The sequence below is a fragment of the Petrocella atlantisensis genome (assembly GCF_900538275.1).
GTDB classification, from domain to species: Bacteria; Bacillota; Clostridia; order Lachnospirales; family Vallitaleaceae; genus Petrocella; species Petrocella atlantisensis.
In genome coordinates this window covers 1,021,248-1,041,102 of record NZ_LR130778.1, presented here as the reverse complement: position 1 = coordinate 1,041,102, position 19,855 = coordinate 1,021,248, and the positions used below count along the sequence as shown (strand labels likewise).

At 37.1% G+C, this 19,855-nt stretch carries 14 protein-coding genes; all 14 read left to right on the top strand.

Translation table 11 applies throughout. From position 1 onward, the window contains the following. Positions 1–40: 40 nt before the first annotated feature. The gene (locus PATL70BA_RS04900; RefSeq protein WP_125136326.1) at positions 41–1,132 is read left to right on the top strand and encodes a PucR family transcriptional regulator; all 1,092 of its coding nucleotides are present in this window, start codon (positions 41–43) and stop codon (positions 1,130–1,132) included. A 214-nt stretch (positions 1,133–1,346) separates the two neighbouring features. Beyond that, complete coding sequence (ftsE, locus tag PATL70BA_RS04895) at positions 1,347–2,033, top strand: cell division ATP-binding protein FtsE (RefSeq protein WP_125136325.1); 687 nt, start codon at positions 1,347–1,349, stop codon at positions 2,031–2,033. Then, complete coding sequence (ftsX, locus tag PATL70BA_RS04890) at positions 2,023–2,931, top strand: permease-like cell division protein FtsX (protein WP_125136324.1); 909 nt, start codon at positions 2,023–2,025, stop codon at positions 2,929–2,931. Before ftsE ends, ftsX begins: the two co-directional genes overlap by 11 nt. A 13-nt stretch (positions 2,932–2,944) precedes the next feature. After that, positions 2,945–4,072 (top strand): murein hydrolase activator EnvC family protein, encoded by a 1,128-nt coding sequence (locus PATL70BA_RS04885; RefSeq protein WP_125136323.1) that lies wholly within the window; start codon positions 2,945–2,947, stop codon positions 4,070–4,072. 170 nt (positions 4,073–4,242) lie between these two features. Next, a complete protein-coding gene (locus tag PATL70BA_RS04880) occupies positions 4,243–5,451 on the top strand; it encodes a S41 family peptidase (protein ID WP_125136322.1) in 1,209 nt (402 codons plus the stop codon). A gap of 80 nt (positions 5,452–5,531) precedes the next feature. After that, the gene (uvrB, locus tag PATL70BA_RS04875) at positions 5,532–7,520 is read left to right on the top strand and encodes an excinuclease ABC subunit UvrB (RefSeq protein ID WP_125136321.1); all 1,989 of its coding nucleotides are present in this window, start codon (positions 5,532–5,534) and stop codon (positions 7,518–7,520) included. Between the two features lie 16 nt (positions 7,521–7,536). Beyond that, positions 7,537–10,392, top strand: a complete 2,856-nt coding sequence (uvrA, locus tag PATL70BA_RS04870) for an excinuclease ABC subunit UvrA (RefSeq protein ID WP_125136320.1) — start codon at positions 7,537–7,539, stop codon at positions 10,390–10,392. 194 nt (positions 10,393–10,586) lie between these two features. Beyond that, positions 10,587–11,291, top strand: a complete 705-nt coding sequence (locus tag PATL70BA_RS04865) for a PHP domain-containing protein (RefSeq protein ID WP_125136319.1) — start codon at positions 10,587–10,589, stop codon at positions 11,289–11,291. 165 nt (positions 11,292–11,456) lie between these two features. Beyond that, a complete protein-coding gene (locus PATL70BA_RS04860; RefSeq protein WP_125136318.1) occupies positions 11,457–11,933 on the top strand; it encodes an NADH-quinone oxidoreductase subunit NuoE family protein in 477 nt (158 codons plus the stop codon). A gap of 21 nt (positions 11,934–11,954) precedes the next feature. Continuing rightward, entirely contained in the window at positions 11,955–12,350 is a 396-nt protein-coding gene (locus PATL70BA_RS04855; protein ID WP_125136317.1) for a (2Fe-2S) ferredoxin domain-containing protein, read from the top strand. A 21-nt stretch (positions 12,351–12,371) separates the two neighbouring features. Further along, entirely contained in the window at positions 12,372–14,165 is a 1,794-nt protein-coding gene (locus PATL70BA_RS04850; protein WP_125136316.1) for an NADH-quinone oxidoreductase subunit NuoF, read from the top strand. A 23-nt stretch (positions 14,166–14,188) separates the two neighbouring features. Then, the gene (locus tag PATL70BA_RS04845) at positions 14,189–15,952 is read left to right on the top strand and encodes an NADH-dependent [FeFe] hydrogenase, group A6 (protein WP_125136315.1); all 1,764 of its coding nucleotides are present in this window, start codon (positions 14,189–14,191) and stop codon (positions 15,950–15,952) included. 580 nt (positions 15,953–16,532) lie between these two features. Beyond that, positions 16,533–17,057: a ribosome hibernation-promoting factor, HPF/YfiA family gene (gene hpf, locus PATL70BA_RS04840; RefSeq protein ID WP_125136314.1), complete on the top strand. Its 525-nt coding sequence runs from the start codon at positions 16,533–16,535 to the stop codon at positions 17,055–17,057. A 189-nt stretch (positions 17,058–17,246) separates the two neighbouring features. Next, a complete protein-coding gene (gene secA, locus PATL70BA_RS04835) occupies positions 17,247–19,814 on the top strand; it encodes a preprotein translocase subunit SecA (protein WP_125136313.1) in 2,568 nt (855 codons plus the stop codon). The last annotated feature ends 41 nt before the right edge of the window (positions 19,815–19,855 follow it).

Sequence of the window (19,855 nt, the reverse complement as noted above, 5' to 3'; positions counted from 1 at the left end):
TATACGAGTAGCTCGATACTGAGTATAAGGAGACTATCATATGATATCTAATCAAATATTGCAAACGACCATCGATGGACTTAAAACGATAACAAGAATTGAACTGAGTGTTATGGATGCAGAAGGTAAAGTATTAGCCGCAACAGAAGAAGATAAAATGGATGAGTATAATTTTGCTGTACCTGATTTTGTAAACTCTCAAGCAGAGAGCCAACTGGTCCAAGGATACCAATTTTTTAAAGTCTTTGATGATAATACGGTTGAGTATGTTATATCAGCTAGAGGCGAGGCAGAAGATGTCTACAAGATTGGAAAGATTGCATCTTTTCAGATACAAAACTTACTTGTAGCCTACAAAGAACGTTTTGATAAAGACAACTTTGTTAAGAATTTACTTTTGGACAATTTATTACTGGTGGATATCTATAACCGTTCTAAAAAACTTCATATTGATACTGACGTCAAACGCGTTGCTTTTATCATTGAAACCAAAATGGAAAAGGATAACAATGCCCTTGAAGTGGTCAGAAATATATTCCCATCAAAAACCAAAGAATTCATAACTGCTGTTGATGAGAAAAACATCATATTGGTTAAGGAACTTAAAGAGGGAGATGGACAAGAAGAGATTGATCGTATTGCAAAAATGATTCTTGATACGCTTAATGCAGAAGCCATGAGTTCGGTATTTATAGCCATAGGTACAGCAGTAAGAGACATAAAGGATGTATCAAGGTCCTATAAAGAAGCTAAAATGGCACTTGAAGTCGGCAAGATTTTTTATACGGAAACCCATATCATGGCTTATAGCCGCTTAGGTATAGGACGTTTGATTTATCAACTTCCAATCCCCTTATGTAAGATGTTTATCTCCGAAATATTCCAAGATAAATCTCCAGATGATTTTGATGAAGAGACCCTGTCCACCATCAATAAGTTTTTTGAAAACAGTCTTAATGTTTCAGAAACATCTAGACAGCTCTATATTCATAGAAACACGTTGGTATACCGTTTGGATAAGCTACAAAAAAACACCGGATTAGATTTAAGGGTGTTTGAAGATGCTATAACATTTAAGATTGCTTTAATGGTTGTAAAATATATGAAATACATGGTTGAATCTGATTATTAAGATTAAAGTGTAATCATGCGTATTGAAGCTTTGATCTTCTTAGAACATGAAAAGCAAGTTTGGTGTGGATACCAAGTTTGCTTTTTCTAAGACACACCCTTTTATATTTTTTTTGTTATGAAAGAGAACAAAAAGACTGAATATAACTTGCTCGAAGAATGAATGCATTTTTATTAAGGAATTCAGTTGGCTTAAAGGCGCTGGGAGGCTTAAAATGATTCGATTGGAAAATGTGACAAAAGTGTATCCGAATGGCGTAAAGGCTTTGGATGACGTGTCATTTGAAATAGAAAAAGGAGCCTTTGTCTTTATTGTCGGTAGCTCAGGCTCAGGTAAGTCCACATTATTAAAGTTGTTGATGAAGGAAATCAATCCGACAAGTGGCAAATTACATATTGAGGAAAAAGATATAACTAAATTAAGAAGAAGCAAAATACCAAAACTTAGGCGAAGTATTGGTGTTGTATTTCAGGACTTTAGATTATTAGAGAAAATGACGATATACAACAATGTAGCTTTCACTTTGAAAGTGACAGAAGCACCGACAAGAACCATACGACGGAATGTACCTATGGTACTTTCACTTGTAGGGCTATCACAAAAAGCGAATATGCATCCCAAACAACTTTCAGGTGGCGAGCAGCAAAGAGCAGCCTTAGCAAGGGCGATAGTCAATAATCCCCCAATCCTGCTTGCAGATGAGCCTACCGGTAACTTAGATCCAAAAACATCATGGGAGATTATGAAGTTACTTCTTGATATTAATCTAAGGGGTACAACCGTTGTTGTGGTAACCCATGATAAGGAAGTTGTTAATTCTATGAAGAAGCGCGTCATAACCCTTAGAGAAGGCCGTGTCGTCAGAGACATGCAAAAGGGGGACTACGGCTATGAAAATTAGAACGATTTTTTATTTGATGGGTCAAGGATTTATGAACATCATCAAGAATCAATTGATGTCCTTTGCCTCTATTACGACAATATCTGCTTGTATATTTATGGTTGGCATCTTTTATACAGTAAGTGTTAATATGGACTATATGTTAGATGCTATAGAAACAACGATGGGCATGACGGTATTTTTTGACGAAGGTACAAGTGAAGAGCAGATCATCGAAATCAAAGGTCTTCTTGAAGCAAGAAGTGAAGTGCACAAGGTGAATTATATATCGCCTGAGGAAGCCTGGACCAATTTTAAGAATGAGTACTTTTCTGGAAAAGAAGACCAATTGGCAGGCTTTGAAGGTGAAAACCCCTTGAAAGATTCAGCATCATTGGAAGTTTATTTTGCCAGACTAGAGACACAAAAGGACTTGGTTGCATATATTGAATCTTTACCGAATGTAAGAAATATTAGACAGGCGGAACAAGTTGTTGAAATCATGCAAAGCTTTAATACATTGGTTCGCTATTCTAGCCTTGTACTTGTCGCTATTTTATTAATTATCTCGATTTTTTTAATATCCAACACCATACGACTTGGCATATCAACAAGGCAAAAAGAAATTGAGATTATGAAATATATCGGTGCAAAAGATGCCTTCATCAAAGGACCTTTTATCATTGAAGGTGCCATTATAGGTATTATAGGAGCGGTAATCCCATTATCCATTATTTATGTATTTTACGAAAAGGTCATAGAAGTTGTAACAACTGAGTTTGTTCTTATCAGTAATTATTTAATATTTATGAACATTATGGATATCTATAAGAACCTAGTTCCAATGGCTGCTTTATTTGGTATTTTGATTGGACTCATCGGTAGTCGATTGACAATCCACAAGTATTTAAAAGTTTAGGAGGTGTTATATCTTGAAAAAAAGATTTCTGGTCTTGGCCTTACTCATAATGAGCTTAATTCTTGGAACCAATATTTATGGCTCAAAAATGGAGGAGTTAGAAAAGAAAAAAGAAAATATTGAAAAGGAATTTGAAGCTGTTCAAAAGAATCTAGCGAGTACGAAGGCGGAACTCAAGGTAGCCCTTCAGTCAATAGAAAAAATCGAAGTCGATATTTTGGATACAGAATTTAGGTTGAATGATCTTAATCGCCAAATAGAGGCAAAACACGTAGAAATAGAAAACACACTGGTTGAGCTTAATAACATCAAGATGGAAAAAGACACACTTAATTTACAAGCCCAAGATAGAATCAGAGTCATGTATGAATATGGGAATTCTGGGTACTTGGAAGTTTTATTTGCATCCAAGGACATGGTGGACTTTTTTAATCGATTAGAGTACATTAATCGATTGTTGGAATTTGACAATAAGTTATTTAAAAACTTAGAAGATATTGAAACGTCTATAAGAGAAAAAGAAGCTAAGCTAAAAGCGGAAGAAGTTCAACTGAGCCATATATCGGCAGAGACGAATTTGAAGAAAATTCAACTTGAAGATAAAATTCTTACAAAAAACCAAGAAGTTGCAAATTATTCAGAAGACCAAAAAGTCTATGAAAATATGATGGTTGAATTAGAAAAAGCTGAAAAAGCGGTTGATTCTGAAATAAAGGAGCTTATAAGGCGAAGTACTTTAATCTATAAAGGTGGCAAAATGGAATGGCCTGTATCAGGTTGGTATAGAATTTCTTCACCCTTTGGACCGAGAGTTCATCCGATTTTTAAAACAACAAGGCTCCATAACGGTATAGATATTCCTGCATCAGGAGGTGTATCGGTGACAGCGGCTGAAAAGGGTGTGGTCATTTTAGCCAAATATAGCAGTTCATACGGTAATTATATTATTATTGATCATGGTAGCGGTTACGCCACTTTGTATGCACATAATTCTAAGCTACTTGTGACAACGGGGCAAGCCGTTACACGAGGTGAAAAGATTGCCGAGATTGGTTCTACAGGTTGGTCAACAGGTAATCATCTACATTTTGGCATACAAATTAATGGGGAATGGGTGGATCCCATGCTCTATGTAAAGTAATAGAAAAGAGAAAGGCCATCTCATTTGAAGATGGTTTTTCTTGTTTCTAAGAAAGTTCTTTCGTTAGAAATACTTTCTCATGAACCTTGTTTATAATTTTGATATTGAATTGTCATAATCAGATGCTATACTATTTAGCGTAATCATAAAGATCAAAGAAGGAGACAACAATGAAAAGTAAAAAAAGTTTTTGGATAGGCTTGGGGACTGGGATTGGCATATCGCTTCTTATAGTAACCTTATATTTTGGCATTCAGTCGGTATTGGATTTTACGAAGACTGCAGGTTTGGGTTTGATTGAAAGTGAATATGGCAGTCAAGATGAAAAATTCGAAGATATATTGGAAAAATTAAACACATATTACCATGAAGACATTAACCCTGAGAATATGTACAAGGAGGCCTATAGAGGTTTTGTTGATGGTGTCGGTGACCCTTACACGGTCTATTTTTCTAAAGATGAATTTAAGAGTTTTACTGAAGACATAGATGGAACCTATGAAGGTATTGGTGCATACGTAGGTTTTGGTGAAACCAAAGATGAACTGTTGATTATTGCGCCTATGGTAGGTTCTCCAAGTGAAAAGGCAGGGCTCAAAGCCATGGACCGTTTTATTTCCGTAGACGGAACAGATGTATCGGGCATGACAACGGAAGAATTGGTCAAATTAATAAAAGGAAAAAAAGGGACAACTGTCGTCATCAAAGTGAGTCGTAATGACGAAGTATTAGAGTATTCAGTGGTCAGAGACGAAATTGTTGTACCGACAGTAAGCCACGAAATGTTGGAGAATAAGATAGGCTACCTAAGAATAGGTGGTTTTGATAGAGTAACAGAAACACAATTTTTAGAAGCTTTCCTTGAACTTGAGGCACAGAATCAGGAAGGTATGATTATCGATTTAAGGTATAATGGTGGTGGCTTAACCCATGTAGTATCGGCCATAGCAGATGAGCTTTTACCAAAAGGTATTATCTATTATACAGAAGATAAAGAAGGGAATAAAGCAACAGTATATTCAGATGAGGAGCGCCAATTTAACAAGCCATTGGTGGTCTTAGTCAATCAGTCCAGTGCCAGTGCTTCAGAAATACTTGCTGGTGCAATTAAAGATCATGAAAGAGGTGTTATTGTGGGCACAACTACTTTTGGAAAAGGATTGGTGCAACAACCTGTGATATTGAATGATGGATCTGTATTAAAAGTCACAGTAGCCAAGTATTTTACAGCCGATGGCCATTATATTCAAGGTGTGGGTATTGAGCCGGATATTATTGCAGAATTACCAGAACTTGATGAAAATGCAACGGTACCGGAGGATTGGGATCCCCAGTTGGATGTGGCAATGGATACAATTCTAGAAATGGTAAAGAAATAGAGAACATACGTTTGCTTTCTTAATAATATATGATATAATATTAAGAAAAGCAAATGAACGTATTGAAAAGAGGTGCCTATATGGCGAAATTTGATTTGGTTTCTGACTTTCAACCTACAGGGGACCAGCCGGATGCTATTGAAGCTCTTGTAGAAGGTTTTAAAAAACATAATAAATTTGAAACGCTGCTTGGGGTCACTGGTTCAGGAAAAACCTTTACTATGGCCAATGTCATAGAAAAAATAGGAAAGCCTACATTGATTATGGCGCATAACAAAACACTAGCAGCCCAACTGTATAGTGAATTCAAAGAGTTTTTCCCACATAACGCAGTAGAGTATTTTGTTAGTTACTATGACTATTATCAACCGGAGGCTTATGTTGCACATACGGATACATTTATAGAAAAGGACAGTTCAATCAATGAAGAGATAGATAGGCTACGACATTCAGCAACTGCAGCTTTAGCTGAAAGAGACGATGTCATTATCATAGCCAGTGTTTCATGTATATACGGTCTTGGAAGTCCTATAGACTATGGGAAGATGGTTATATCACTTCGAAAAGGCATGACTAAAGAGAGAGATGACATGCTCAAGAAATTAATAGAAATCCAGTACGATCGAAACGATATGGACTTTCAGCGGGGCACATTTAGAGTTAGAGGTGATGTGGTTGAAGTTATTCCGGCTGCTATTACGGATGTTGCTTTACGCATTGAATTTTTTGGGGATGAGATTGACCGGTTGCTTGAAATTAATGTTTTAACAGGTGAAGTACTTAGGGAGTTAGACCATCTGCTGATTTTTCCGGCATCTCATTACGTTATTGGTGAGGAAAAACTTAACGTTGCCATTGAAGCTATTGAGAAAGAACTGGTTGAAGTGGTAAAAGCCTTTAAGGAAGAAGACAAGCTATTAGAAGCACAACGCATAGCTCAGAGAACTAATTTTGATATAGAAATGATGAAAGAAACTGGATTTTGTTCCGGTATAGAGAATTATTCAAGACACCTAACAGGCCTTAAAGAAGGTGAGCCACCACATACACTTATTGATTATTTCCCGGATGATTTTCTGTTGATGATTGATGAGTCTCATATGTCCATACCACAAATTCGAGGCATGTATGCAGGTGATCAAGCCAGAAAAAGCACCTTGGTAGAATACGGCTTTAGACTCCCATCTGCTAAAGATAATCGGCCACTCAATTTCACTGAATTTGAAAAGAAAATTAATCAAGTACTATTTGTTTCTGCTACACCTGGACCTTATGAAAAAGAAGTGCAACAATCTTATGCGGAGCAAATCATTCGCCCCACAGGCTTACTAGATCCTGTTGTAGAAATACGTCCTGTAAAAGGACAGATTGACGACTTAATTCATGAAGTACATAAAGTCACTAAAGAAAAAGGTAAGGTACTCGTAACCACTTTAACAAAAAAAATGTCTGAGAATCTAACGGATTATATGAAAGAAATGGGTGTAAAAGTAAGATACCTTCATAGTGATATAAAAACATTAGAACGTATGGAAATTATAAGAGATTTACGCTTAGATGTTTTTGATGTGCTCATTGGAATCAATTTGTTAAGAGAAGGTCTGGATATTCCGGAAGTAGCTTTGGTAGCTATTGTAGATGCGGATAAAGAAGGATTCCTAAGATCAGAGACCGCTTTGGTACAGACCATCGGACGTGCAGCTCGTAATGCCGAAGGTAGAGTTATCATGTACGCAGATAAGCTAACCCGTTCTATGGGACTGGCGATCGATGAGACTAACCGTAGGCGTGCGATACAAAAAGCATATAATGATGAACATGGTATTACACCTGAATCTATAATAAAGGCAGTCAGAGATATTATTAGAATATCGAAAGCAGCTGAAGAAAAAGGCAGTTACGTATTGAAAAAAGATCCTGAGTCCATGGATCGCTTTGAACTTGAAGTACTGATAACGAAGTTATCAAAAGAAATGAAAACGGCAGCAGCCGATCTTCAATTTGAAAAAGCAGCACTACTTAGAGATGAACTACTTATGTTAAAAAAGCAACTGCAAGTTAGAGAATAATTACTGAGGTGAAACCATGTCAAGTCAGAAGATAGTTATTAAAGGTGCGCGTGAGCACAATTTGAAAAATGTGAATTTAACCATACCAAGAGACAAAATGATTGTTTTCACCGGACTAAGTGGCTCCGGTAAATCATCCCTAGCCTTTGATACACTGTATGCTGAAGGTCAGAGACGTTATGTAGAGTCTCTTTCATCTTACGCCAGACAATTTTTGGGTCAGATGGAAAAGCCGGATGTGGACAGTATAGAAGGATTATCACCCGCTATATCCATAGATCAAAAAACAACCAGTAGAAACCCTAGATCCACTGTAGGTACAGTGACAGAAATATATGATTATTTTAGATTGCTATTTGCACGTATAGGCATACCCTATTGTCCAACCTGTGGCAAAGAAATAAAAAAACAAACCATTGACCAAATTGTCGATCAAATACTACAGATGGATGAAGGCAAGAAAATCCAACTTTTAGCACCGGTTGTGCGAGGGAAAAAAGGTCAACATCAAAAAATCTTGGATCAAGCGAGAAAAAGCGGTTATGTTAGGGTGCTTGTTGACGGTAATCTGTACGAACTTTCAGAAGACATTACATTAGATAAGAACAAGAAACATGATATAGATGTGGTTGTCGATCGTTTGGTTGTCAAGGAGACAATCGGTAAACGATTAACAGATTCCATAGAGACGGTTATGCATATTACCGGAGGAAGTTTGCGTATTGATGTGATTGGCGAAGCAGCTATTAATTTTAATCAGAACTTTGCTTGTCCGGACGGACACATCAGCTTTGATGAGATTGAACCGAGAATGTTTTCTTTTAACAATCCATTTGGAGCTTGTCCGGAATGTCATGGTCTTGGGTTTACAATGGAGTTTGACAAAGACCTCGTTATACCGGATGGAAGTCTATCTATTGATGAAGGCGCCATTAAGGCACCTGGTTGGTCGGCGGCATCCAATGAAGACAGTCACGTTAACAGTATATTTAAGGCCTTATCTTTACAATATGGGTTTAGCTTAAAGATACCTTTTGATGACTTAGATAAAAATATCCAGGATATTATTTTATATGGTACCGGCAATGAGAAAGTACATGTTATTTATGCTCATAATCATGGAGAAGGTTCATATGATACAGCATTTGAAGGTATTCTTAACAGTTTGGAACGACGATATAAAGAAACAACTTCTGAATATATGCGTCAAGAATATCAAAGTCTTATGACGAATAATGAGTGCCCAAGTTGCCATGGTGCAAGACTTAGGCCGACTTCTTTGGCGGTTAAACTTGGGAATTATAACATATCTGAAGTAACAGAAATGTCAATCAACGATGTTAAAGAATTTATGCAGAACCTTCCTTTGACAGAACGACAACACATGATTGGCGACCAAATTCTAAAAGAAATAGATGCAAGAATTAAATTTCTAATGGATGTTGGTTTGGATTATCTTTCTTTGTCAAGATCAGCAGGGACTTTATCAGGTGGAGAAGCTCAACGTATTCGATTGGCAACTCAGATAGGATCTGGCCTTGTGGGTGTTGTCTATATCCTTGATGAGCCATCCATTGGTCTTCACCAACGCGACAATGTCAGGTTACTTGCTACACTAAAGCATTTAAGAGATCTTGGTAACACCCTCATTGTTGTTGAACATGATGAAGATACTATGTTTGAGGCTGATTGTGTCGTAGATATTGGGCCTAAAGCCGGAGTTCATGGTGGGGAGATTGTGGCTATTGGAACAGCCGAGGAAATTATGGCGCACAAAGAATCTATAACAGGTGCTTATTTAAGTGGAAGAAGAAAAATAGCGGTACCAAAGGAAAGACGTCCGGTAGGTGGTAATTGGCTTACCGTAAAAGGTGCATCAGAAAACAATCTGAAAAACATTGATATAAGTATACCTCTAGGCATATTAACAGCGGTAACAGGGGTCTCCGGCTCAGGAAAAAGCTCATTTATCAATGAAATACTCTATAAGCGATTAGCCAGAGACTTAAACAGAGCTAAGATGAAACCTGGTAGACATGATGATATAGAAGGGCTAGAATATCTAGATAAAGTGATTGATATTGATCAATCCCCTATAGGAAGAACACCCAGATCAAATCCAGCAACCTACACAGGATTATTTGATCCAATTAGGGATATCTTTGCAAAAACCGTTGATGCTAAAATGAAAGGTTATCAAAAAGGTAGGTTCAGTTTTAATGTAAAAGGTGGACGTTGCGAAGCCTGTCGTGGAGATGGCATCAATAAGATTGAAATGCATTTTCTTCCGGACATATATGTACCTTGTGAAGTATGTCACGGTAAAAGATACAATAGAGAAACACTAGAAATCAAATACAAAGGAAAAAACATTTCAGAAGTCTTAGAGATGACGGTTGAGGATGCGATACAATTCTTTGAGCATATACCAAAAGTTAGAAGAAAGTTGGATTGTTTGAATGATGTCGGATTATCTTATATTAAACTGGGGCAACCATCTACAACCCTATCAGGTGGAGAAGCACAAAGGGTGAAACTGGCAACTGAACTTAGCAAAAGAAGTACAGGTAAGACCGTCTATATTTTGGATGAACCGACGACAGGTTTACATTTTGCGGATGTTCATAAACTGATTAAAATCCTTCAATCATTAGTGGAATCCGGTAACACTGTCATTGTTATAGAGCATAATCTAGATGTGATTAAGACAACAGATTATGTGATTGATTTGGGACCGGAAGGTGGCGATCGAGGTGGAAGTATTGTTGCAGTTGGAACACCGGAAGAAGTTGCAGAGGTAGAGACCTCTTATACGGGACAATTCTTAAAAAAAGTTTTTGAAAAACATAGGCTGAGGGAAAATGATAAATAAGACGATATTGGAGAGATGTAAGCTTTACAAATGATAATAAAAATCAATCCAGATTTAATGAATAAAACCTTGATTTATCAAGGTTTTATTCATTAAAAAAATAGATATATTTGTTTACAGTATAAATATAATCTGCTATAATAAACTGTGTTATGCTTAATTTGATAATAAATTAACGAAAGGCGAGATGCCTTATGGAAATTTCATATGATTTACATATTCATACGGCTTTGTCACCTTGTGGTCATGAAGACATGACGCCTAACAATATCGTTAATATGTCAAAGTTAAGTGACTTAGATGTTATAGCGATTACAGATCACAATTCTTGTGAGAATGTGGAAGCTGTTATGAGGGTTGCATCAAAATCCGACTTAATCGTCATACCCGGAATAGAAATAGAGTCAAGAGAAGAAGTTCATCTGGTCTGTCTTTTTCCAACATTGGATCAAGTACAAAAGGTTCAAGACATCGTATATAGCCATTTACCCAACTTACCAAACAATCGAAAAATCTTTGGTGAACAAATACTTTTTAATGATGAGGATAATCGTATTGGAAGCATAAATCGGTTGCTTTCATTTGCTTGTGATTTGTCCCTAGATCAAGTAGTACAATTATGTCTTGAACATGATGGTATATGTATACCAGCCCATATTGATCGACCAAGCTACAGTATTATCTCAAACTTAGGTATGATTCCAGCGAATATTGATTTTCCAACCCTAGAGATTTCAAGACATAATGCTCTTGAACCTTTTATAAGTCAATACCCCAATTATCAAGTCATACAGAATTCAGATGCGCATGATCTTGGCTATATAGGTAGTTGCAACAAGACATTAGATGTACCTGAAAAAACACTTGAAGCAATTCTAAGAAAATTAAAAACCCCTTAAAAACTATTATTTGAAGAATACCTTCAAAATAATATAGAGACATAATCTGCATTTTCAGTGTCGTTAAGATTGTTAATGATTTAACTATATTGTAAAAAGCAGATTTAGTTCAAACGTAGTGTAACACAGATAACTTATTAAATATTATACTTAAGGAGGTAAATTATGGCTGTTAACACTGAATTAACTGTTGAAAAATTTAACGAATTAGAACAGTATATTGATTCAATGCCTTCCACAAAAGGCGAACTTATTCGTGTCTTACATAAGGCACAAGGTATTTTCGGATTTTTACCAGAGGAAGTGCAGAAATTCATAGCCAAAAAGTTGGATTTATCGACAGCTAAAGTTTTTGGCGTTGTAAGTTTCTACTCATACTTCACGATGGAACCAAAGGGAGATAATCCAATTGCTATTTGTATGGGAACTGCTTGTTATGTAAGGGGTGCAGAAAAGGTACAAGATGCATTTATGAAAGAGCTAGGTATAAAAGTAGGCGAAACAACTGCAGACGGTAAGTTTTCATTAGATGCTTTACGTTGTGTAGGTGCTTGCGGACTTGCGCCGGTTGTACTGGTGGGAGAAAAAGTATATGGCCGTGTAACCGTTGAAGACGTTAAGAAAATCATTAGCAACTACTAAAATCATAAAGGAGGCATTCAAATGGCAAAAATAAAATCATTTGCAGATCTAAAGAAGATCAAAGAGGATGTTCAATCTCAAGTAGCCTTAAGAGAAAAAGGTGAAAATAGTGATACCTTGGTGAAGGTGAGAGTAGCCATGGCAACTTGCGGTATTGCGTCAGGTGCAAGAGAAATCATGACCTATATCATAGATGAGTGTGCTGCAAAAGGTATTGATAATGTTGTAGTTACACAAACAGGATGTATGGGTTATTGTTATGCAGAGCCTACTATAGAAGTTGTTCTACCGGGTCAAGACGGTGTGGTATATGGTAATGTGGATAACGAAAAAGCACTTGAAATTATTGAAAAGCATATTGTTGAAGGCACTTTAGTAGACGGGATCATACCACAAACTCATAAAACAATCGAATAAAATAGGTTAGGAGGTTAAAAAATGGCTAACTATAAAATACAAATGCTGGTTTGCGGTGGTACAGGTTGTAAATCTGCCGAAGCAGACGGTATTGTAACGAATCTGGAAAAAGCTATAATAGCGAACAATCTTAGTGATGATGTACAAGTTTTAACAACCGGTTGTTTTGGTTTCTGCGAAAAGGGACCTGTCGTTAAAATACTACCTGATAATACATTTTATGTACAAGTTCAACCGGAAGATGCAGAAGAATTGGTAGCTGAACATTGTGTCAAAGGAAGAAAAGTTGAAAGATTGCTTTATGTTAATCCTGACACAAAAGAAATTATTTCTGATTCTAAGGACATGGACTTCTATAAGAAGCAAATGCGTATTGCCCTTAGAAACTGCGGCTTAATCGATCCTGATGTTATTGATGATTATATAGCAAGAGATGGTTATCAAGCTATAGGAAAAGCTTTGACAGAAATGACGCCGGAAGATGTTATCGATTTAATCAAGGACTCCGGTTTACGTGGCCGTGGGGGTGGAGGTTTCCCTACCGGTCTAAAATGGCAATTTGCAGCAGGTTATGATGCAGACCAAAAATACGTCATCTGTAATGCGGATGAAGGAGACCCAGGTGCCTTTATGGACCGTTCAATTCTTGAAGGAGACCCACATTCAGTTATTGAAGCTATGGCAATATGCGGTTATGCAATAGGTGCTACACAAGGACGTGTTTATATTCGAGCAGAATATCCTTTGGCGATTAAACGTCTAGAAAAGGCCATCAGTGATGCAAGAGAGTATGGTCTTCTAGGCCAAGCCATAATGGGTACAGGCTTTGAATTTGATATTGAACTCACTTACGGAGCAGGCGCTTTCGTGTGTGGCGAAGAAACAGCATTGATTCATTCAATGGAAGGGGAACGTGGTGAGCCAACCACAAAACCACCATTTCCAGCTGAATCCGGATACTGGGGTAAACCAACCAATGTTAACAATGTTGAAACCTTTGCTAATGTGCCAGCCATCCTTTTAAAAGGCTCAGATTGGTATTCACAAATAGGAACAGAGCGATCAACCGGGACCAAAGTTTTTGCATTAGCCGGTAAAATTAACAACGTTGGTTTGATTGAAGTTCCAATGGGTACAACACTTCGTGAAGTTATTTATGATATCGGTGGCGGCATCAAAGGCGGTAAAAAGTTTAAAGCGGTTCAAACAGGTGGACCATCTGGCGGTTGCTTAACTGAAAAAGACTTAGATACACCAATCGACTTTGATAATCTTATCGCAGCAGGTTCAATGATGGGCTCTGGTGGGATGATTGTCATGGATGAAGATGACTGTATGCCAGCCATAGCCAAATTCTATCTTGAGTTTACTGTAGAAGAGTCTTGCGGAAAATGTACACCTTGCCGTGTAGGCACAAAACGCTTACATGAACTTCTTGAAGTTATTGTAGATGGTCATGGCGAAATGAAACATATTGATGAACTAAAAAGACTAAGCCGTACAATTAAGAGTGCTTCTTTATGTGGTTTGGGACAAACAGCGCCTAATCCGATTTTATCAACTTTAGATGCATTCTATGATGAGTATTTAGCCCATATTAACGATAAAAAGTGCCCTGCAGGACAATGTACATCTCTTCTAAGTTATTATATTTTAGAGGATAAGTGTATTGGCTGTACCGCATGTGCACGTGTATGTCCTGTAAACTGTATTTCTGGTGAAGTTAAGAAATTACATGTTATTGATCAGGAAACATGTATCAAATGTGGTGCTTGTTACGATACTTGTAAGTTTGCTGCTATTGAAAAACGATAATTGAGAGAAGGAGGCAAAACCAAATGTCAGATATTAGATTAGTCATTGACGGGAAAGAAGTGTTTGTTCCAAAAGGCAGCACCATATTAGATGGTGCCAAAAAACTTGGAATAACAATCCCTACTTTATGTCATTTAGATTTACATGATACAAAAATGGTCAATCAAACGGCTTCATGTCGTGTTTGTGTGGTTGAAGTTGAAGGTAGAGGCAATTTAGCACCTTCATGTGCAACACCAGCGCTCGATGGTATGGTAGTACGTACGAATACCATGCGTGTCCTTGAAACAAGAAAGACAGTAACAGAATTGATTCTGTCTGATCATCCCAAAGATTGTTTAACGTGTTCTCAGTCTGGTGATTGCGAATTACAAGACCTTGCAGAAATGATTGGTATTAGAGAAATCAATATTACAGGCAAAGAAATGTCAACATATAAAAAGGATTATTCAACTTCTATTATACGAGACATGGATAAATGTATCATGTGCAGAAGATGTGAAACAATGTGTAATGAAGTTCAGGAAGTGGGCGCATTATCAGGCATCAATAGAGGTTTTAATGCTGTTGTTTCTCCGGCTTTTGAGTTACCATTGACAGAAACAGTATGTACACACTGTGGCCAGTGTGTAGCAGTATGTCCTGTAGGCGCATTATCTGAAAATGACCATACTTGGAAAGTTGTTGAAGCCTTAGCAAATCCAGAAAAAACCGTTATTGTTCAAGTAGCTCCTGCTGTTAGGGTAGCTCTGGGTGAAGAATTCGGACATGAACCGGGAACAATCATTACAGGTAAAATGGTAACAGCACTTAAGCAAATCGGATTTGATCAAGTGTTTGATACAGACTTTGCAGCAGACCTAACCATTATGGAAGAAGGTACAGAGCTTCTTGGACGTCTTGGACGTTTTTTGGCAGGCGAAAAAGATGTTCCACTTCCAATATTGACATCATGCTGTCCTGCATGGGTTAACTTTGTTGAAAGTCAGTTTCCAGATTTAATTGATATTCCATCATCGGCCAAATCACCACAACAAATGTTTGGTGCAGTAGCAAAATCCTATTATGCTGATATCTTAAAGATTGATCGTAAGGATTTGGTGGTTGTATCCGTCATGCCATGTTTGGCTAAAAAGTATGAGGCTGATAGAGCCGAGTTTAGCGTAGATGGTAATCCGGATGTGGATCTTGTTATCTCAACAAGAGAGCTTGCCCACTTAATTGAGCAGGTTAATATTGATATTGATGAATTAGAAGATTCTGAATTTGATAAGCCACTTGGTGTTTCAACAGGTGCAGGGGTAATATTTGGCTCTACCGGTGGTGTTATTGAAGCAGCACTTAGAACAGCTTATGAAGTTCATGTTAAGAAACCTTTACCAAAAATTGATTTTGAGCAATTAAGAGGTTTTGATGGTGTTCGTGCTGCGGAAGTTGATTTTGATGGTTTGAAGCTTAATATTGGTATTGCTCACGGACTTGGAAACGCGAAGGCGCTACTGACTGAAATACGTAATGGTAACCCTAGAAACTTCCATGCGATTGAAGTTATGGCTTGTCCTGGTGGTTGTATCGGTGGTGGTGGCCAACCTTACCATCATGGAGATTCATCCATCATCAAAAAACGTATGGATGCTATTTATCAAATTGATAAAGACATGCCAATTAGAAAATCTCATGAAAACCAAGCAGTAATGGAGTTATATGATAAATACCTTGGAGAGCCAATGTCACACAAGGCCCATGATTTATTACATACACATTATAGCCAAAAAGATAAAGCATAATGTTATAGATTATGTTTAGAGAGAAGTAGTAGCCATGGATGCAAATCTAAGGTTACTACTTTTTTTGGTATTATTTCAATAGTCCTATGAAAACCCTTCCTAAGACCTCGGGGTTATGCACAGTATTATAAATTGAGGATTAGAGAAGTTAGACGAGGATATGAAAATATGAGGTAAGTCTTTTTAAGTCGTGTAGGAATAAGAAGTCATAAAGTCGATATGTAATGTTCAATTATTGATATATCTGTAACATATACTCGATTAGTATGTTGACATAATATGATGACGGAAATGGCATTATCCACACAAAAAACTTGAAAAATCCTTGAAAAATGGGGTTGTACACAGAGTTGGACACACTATCCACAAGTAAATGCAGTTAAAATAATAATAAAAACCTAGTTATCCACAAGGGCGTTCAATAAGGTCACATAATTTTCTGACATTTCTTAAACAGGAAAAATAAGAAAAAAAGAGGTTTCAAAAGAAGGATATACGCATTAAAGACAGAATATTAATATTATAGCAAAAGCTATAATTTTGTTAAAACACGTTATCGTGTTTGAAAGGAGTTGTTCGTATGCGTTATACAATAAGTGGGAAAAACATCGAGATCACCAACGCATTAAGAGAAGTGGCAACTAATAAACTCAGTAAGTTGGAAAAGTACTTTTCAGAAGACACCGAAGTACAAGTTACCTTGAGTGTTTTAAAGAAAAATCATATAATTGAAGTCACCTTGCCATTGAAAGGAACTATTATTAGAGCCGAAGAAGAAGCTGAAAATATGTATGCAGCTATAGATCTTGTTATAGATGTGTTGGAGCGACAATTGCTAAGGCACAAGAAAAAATTAATAAACCGTCACCGCCATCATGGAACATTTAGAACAGCCTTCGCGCAGGCGGATTATGAAGACGATGAAGGTATGGCTATTGTTAGAAGTAAAAAGTTTCCTATAAAACCAATGGATGCTGAAGAAGCATGTATGGAAATGGAACTTTTAGGACATAGTTTTTTTGTATTCAGGGATCGAGATACAGAAGAACTTGCCGTGGTTTATAAGAGAAAAGACGGACAATTTGGTTTGATTTCACCTGAATAAAGAATTCAAAATCTTCCGGTATGAGCCGGAAGATTTTTTTAATACTTTTTTTAAAACTATAGGGTAGGATAAGTTGTTATTAGGATAAGGCTGAATTATTCGATACAATAGGTTGAATAACCTTAGGGTTAATGGTAAAATTGTGTAATGTTGAAAAACACAATAGAAATTGTCTTGGAAGGTGAAAAAATGTCACTAATTAGAAGAATATTTAAAACACATAGTGAAAGAGAATTAAAAAGAATAATGCCCCTTGTGGATCAAATTGATAATATGGATGCATCTTATGGAAGTATGTCAGATAAAGCATTGAAAGAAATGACAGCAATCCTTAAGAATCGACTGAACAATGGGGAAACTTTGGATGATATCTTACCTGAGGCTTTTGCTACAGTAAGAGAAGTCGGATATAGAGTATTAGGCTTAAAAGCTTTTAGAACACAAATTATCGGAGGTATTATTTTTCATCAAGGGCGAATTGGTGAAATGAAAACCGGTGAAGGAAAAACCTTGGCAGCAACGTTACCTGCTTACTTAAATGCTTTATCCGGTAAAGGCGTTCATGTTGTTACGGTTAATGATTATTTAGCAGCGCGTGATGCAGAAGAAATGGGAAAAATCTTTAATTTTTTAGGTCTTACGGTTGGTGTACTTATCAATGGTATAACTAATGAAGAAAGACATGCGGCCTATCAAGCTGACATTACTTATGGAACAAACAATGAATTTGGATTTGATTACTTAAGAGACAATATGGTTATATATAAAAAAGACATGGTTCAAAGAGAATTGAACTATGCGATTATCGATGAGGTCGACTCTATATTAATTGACGAGGCGAGAACACCATTAATTATATCGGGTAGTAGTAGTAAATCAACCCATCTCTATCAACAAGCGAATATGTTATCAAAAAGATTAAGAAAAGGTGAAGTCATTGGTGAAGTCTCAAAATTAAGTGCCATACTCAATGAAGAGGTTGAAGAGACTGGTGATTTTGTATTGGATGAAAAAGAAAAAAATGTTACTTTAACGGCAGAAGGGGTCAAAAAAGTAGAAGCTTATTTTCAAATTGAAAACCTATCTGATCCGGAAAATATGGAGATATTACACCATATTAATTTGGCACTTAGAGCCAATTATACCATGTTTAAGGATAAGAATTACGTCATAAAAGAAGGCGAAATCGTTATCGTAGACGAGTTCACTGGCCGATTAATGCCTGGTAGACGCTATTCAAATGGATTGCATCAAGCCATTGAAGCCAAAGAAGATGTGGATGTAAGACGTGAAAGTAAGACACTAGCAACCATAACCTTCCAAAATTATTTTAATCGTTATAAAAAAAGAGCTGGTATGACGGGTACGGCATTAACGGAAGAAGAAGAATTTAGAGAAATATACGGCATGGATGTTATTGTTATTCCAACCAACCGACCAATCGTACGTCTAGACCATGCAGATGAAGTGTATAGATCCCATGAAGAAAAAATTAGGGCAATCGTAGGTGACGTAAAAGCATCCTATGAGAAGGGACAACCGGTACTGGTAGGAACAGTCACCATTGACTCATCAGAAGAGCTGAGCCGTGAATTAAAGAAGGCTGGCATAAGACATAATGTTTTGAATGCAAAGTTTCATGAGCGAGAAGCTGAGATAGTGGCAAATGCTGGACAATTTGGAGCGGTTACCATAGCAACCAACATGGCCGGTCGTGGTACGGACATTAAACTGGGTCAAGGTGTTATTGAAGCAGGCGGTCTTAAAATTATCGGTACGGAACGTCATGAATCAAGACGAATTGATAATCAGTTAAGGGGTCGTTCCGGACGTCAAGGTGACCCGGGTGAATCCAAGTTTTATTTATCTTTGGATGATGATCTTATGCGTCTTTTTGGATCAGATCGTTTTAAGAGCACCATTAGTCGTTTGGGATTGCCCGAAGGTGAGCCAATAGCTGCGGGTATCTTATCCAATGCAATAGAGAATGCACAAAAAAAGGTTGAAGGTAATAACTTTGGAATAAGAAAGCATCTGCTTGATTATGACCAAGTCATGAATGAGCAGCGAGAGATCATCTATGAGGAACGAAGCAAGGTTCTAGATGGTCAGAACATGCGAGAAGTTATTATGAACATGATTGCAGATAATATCAAAAGGATTGTCAACGGTTTTTCTAACGGGATGGACCATCCGGACGAATGGGACCTGCCCGGTATGATGGAGCAAATGCATAATATCATACCCATACATCATGTTCAGATGACCGACGATGAAAAAGATGGTATGAACCGTGAAAAGTTTATTGAATTCATTACAAATAAGGCTTACGAGCTATATAAAACAAAAGAAGATGAATTTGAAGATGTTGAAATATTAAGAGAAGCGGAACGGGTTGTTTTGCTTAGATCTATTGATCAAAAGTGGATGGACCATATTGATAGCATGGATCAAATGCGTCAAGGTATTGGACTTAGGGCTTATGGGCAGAGAGATCCTCTGGTAGAGTATAAGTTTGTCGGCTTTGAGATGTTTGATGACATGATTGAAAGTATTCAGGAGAGCACCGTTAGAGCTATGTATTCTATTCGAGCGAAAGTTAAGATAGAACGTGAACAGGTGGCTAAAATTACAGGAACCAACAAAGGTGAAAGCTCAAAGCCGGCACCGATAAAAAGAGCTGAAAAGAAAGTGGGACGTAACGAACCTTGTCCATGTGGAAGTGGTAAGAAGTATAAGCAATGTCATGGTAGATAAGGTATATATACAGCAACTAGATTGACAAGTAGTTAAAAAAA

Excerpts from the sequence above, each read along its gene's own strand:
- PATL70BA_RS04900 (WP_125136326.1), top strand. The coding sequence starts at position 41 with ATGATATCTAATCAAATATTGCAAACGACCATCGATGGACTTAAAACG.
- ftsE (WP_125136325.1), top strand. The coding sequence starts at position 1,347 with ATGATTCGATTGGAAAATGTGACAAAAGTGTATCCGAATGGCGTAAAG.
- ftsX (WP_125136324.1), top strand. The coding sequence starts at position 2,023 with ATGAAAATTAGAACGATTTTTTATTTGATGGGTCAAGGATTTATGAAC.
- PATL70BA_RS04880 (WP_125136322.1), top strand. The coding sequence starts at position 4,243 with ATGAAAAGTAAAAAAAGTTTTTGGATAGGCTTGGGGACTGGGATTGGC.
- uvrB (WP_125136321.1), top strand. The coding sequence starts at position 5,532 with ATGGCGAAATTTGATTTGGTTTCTGACTTTCAACCTACAGGGGACCAG.
- uvrA (WP_125136320.1), top strand. The coding sequence starts at position 7,537 with ATGTCAAGTCAGAAGATAGTTATTAAAGGTGCGCGTGAGCACAATTTG.
- PATL70BA_RS04865 (WP_125136319.1), top strand. The coding sequence starts at position 10,587 with ATGGAAATTTCATATGATTTACATATTCATACGGCTTTGTCACCTTGT.
- PATL70BA_RS04860 (WP_125136318.1), top strand. The coding sequence starts at position 11,457 with ATGGCTGTTAACACTGAATTAACTGTTGAAAAATTTAACGAATTAGAA.
- PATL70BA_RS04855 (WP_125136317.1), top strand. The coding sequence starts at position 11,955 with ATGGCAAAAATAAAATCATTTGCAGATCTAAAGAAGATCAAAGAGGAT.
- PATL70BA_RS04850 (WP_125136316.1), top strand. The coding sequence starts at position 12,372 with ATGGCTAACTATAAAATACAAATGCTGGTTTGCGGTGGTACAGGTTGT.
- PATL70BA_RS04845 (WP_125136315.1), top strand. The coding sequence starts at position 14,189 with ATGTCAGATATTAGATTAGTCATTGACGGGAAAGAAGTGTTTGTTCCA.
- hpf (WP_125136314.1), top strand. The coding sequence starts at position 16,533 with ATGCGTTATACAATAAGTGGGAAAAACATCGAGATCACCAACGCATTA.
- secA (WP_125136313.1), top strand. The coding sequence starts at position 17,247 with ATGTCACTAATTAGAAGAATATTTAAAACACATAGTGAAAGAGAATTA.